At 53.6% G+C, this 1505-nt stretch carries 3 protein-coding genes; all 3 read left to right on the top strand.

The genetic code is table 11. The annotated features are described in order from the left end of the window. Positions 1-182 precede the first annotated feature (182 nt). The 3 genes from A2I95_RS37165 to A2I95_RS37175 are packed head-to-tail and all read left to right on the top strand — an operon-like array spanning position 183 to position 1472. Entirely contained in the window at positions 183-629 is a 447-nt protein-coding gene (locus A2I95_RS37165; protein ID WP_291737482.1) for a DUF2141 domain-containing protein, read from the top strand. Between the two features lies 1 nt (position 630). Next, a complete protein-coding gene (locus tag A2I95_RS37170) occupies positions 631-1224 on the top strand; it encodes a TetR/AcrR family transcriptional regulator (protein ID WP_291737483.1) in 594 nt (197 codons plus the stop codon). Beyond that, positions 1221-1472 carry a hypothetical protein gene (locus A2I95_RS37175; protein ID WP_291737484.1) on the top strand — a complete coding sequence of 84 codons (252 nt, stop codon included), beginning with the start codon at positions 1221-1223 and terminating at the stop codon, positions 1470-1472. Before A2I95_RS37170 ends, A2I95_RS37175 begins: the two co-directional genes overlap by 4 nt. The last annotated feature ends 33 nt before the right edge of the window (positions 1473-1505 follow it).

Consider the following 1505-nt stretch of genomic DNA (forward strand, 5'->3'; position numbering starts at 1 on the left):
CGAAATAGGACCGATTGCTGCCTTTCGTTGGGTGACAAGCCAAGGTTTGCTGTGCGGACAAAACTGCCTTTGATGATTTTTCGACGAAAGGCTGCTCATCATGAAGCAATTTAACTGTCACTATTGACAGTTAAATACGCTATCCCTATTTGCTGTCACACTTGACAGTTAAGGAGCGCGCGATGCTTCCCCGAAAGTTAATGATCACCGCTGCAATCGGTTTGTCTTGCACTCTGAGCGCATCTGCCTTGGCAGCTGAAACTGGTGCTCTAACCGCAAGCATTGACGGCATACGCAACTCCAACGGTGTATTGGTCGTTGCGGCCTTTGATGACGCGACCGCGTTTGAAGCGATGGACGTCATGAACGCTGCGGCCTTGGCCATCGTTCCCGCAAACGAAGGTCGCGTGTCAGTGGCATTCCATGATCTGCCAACCGGTTCATACGCAATTGCGGCTTTGCATGACGAAGATAGTGACGGCGATTTCGACCTCGAAGGAGGGGTCCCGACCGAAGGTTACAGCTTCGCTTCCATGGGCAGGAGCGGTCTTCCACCAAGGTTCGGCGATGCTCTGACAGTCGCGGGACCGAATGCGTCGAGAACGCTCACGCTTCGCTATTGGAACTGAGATGGCTGGTCGTCCGTCAAACCGCGATGATCGCTATGAGCAGGTCATGCAAGCTCTCATTCACTGCGTGGCTCGCTATGGTGTAGAAGGCGCGTCGCTTGCACAGATTGCTGAGGAAGCGGGATTGAAGCGCCCGTTGGTGCGCCACCATCTTGGCAACCGTGAAGACATGATCGCCGCGTTGCAGGACTATGTTTTTCGCGGTTTTACTGAGCAAACTGAATCCATGATTGCCGCGGCGCCCCCGACCCATGGGTCCAAATGGCTTGTTGATATCCTGTTTTCGGAGGCCGGTACGTCGTCACCTGAATACGTTTTGGTTTTTGCGGCGCTGACGGCACGGGCCGCCGAGGACGCTGATCTCCAAGCTGAATGTCGAAGTGTTGTTCTCGATTTCGAAGACGCGGTTTCCACCATTCTACGATCTGATTTCCCTGACGCTGACAATGACCAGTTGCAGGCAACAGCGCATGGCATCGTAGCCGTCTATTTCAACGCAACATCACTAGCTTCATTGAGCATGTCTGTGGGGTGGCAAGCGCGCGCAAAAACCACGGCTCAGATGCTTCTCAACACTTTGAAAGACATGAAATGACCCGCTCTCGACTGCTGAACTACGCAACCTTCGTGATCCTGATGGTCTCAACGGCCCTCGGCTATCAAGCGCTCTGGGGGCTCCTGTTTCTCTATTGGACGATCCCAAACTTCTACTCGGGCCATGCGTTTCTGCTGTCCGATGTGACCCGCGATGAAGACCCGATCCTGTTTTGGCTGATCCAGATTGCTTGGGTGGTCTTAGGCCTTTTGTTGGTCATTCTCGACTTCTTGCCGCAAACTACCTGAGGAGGTCCAGACATGAAACCCATGCTGCATCTT

Source organism: Leisingera sp. F5, assembly GCF_001593695.1.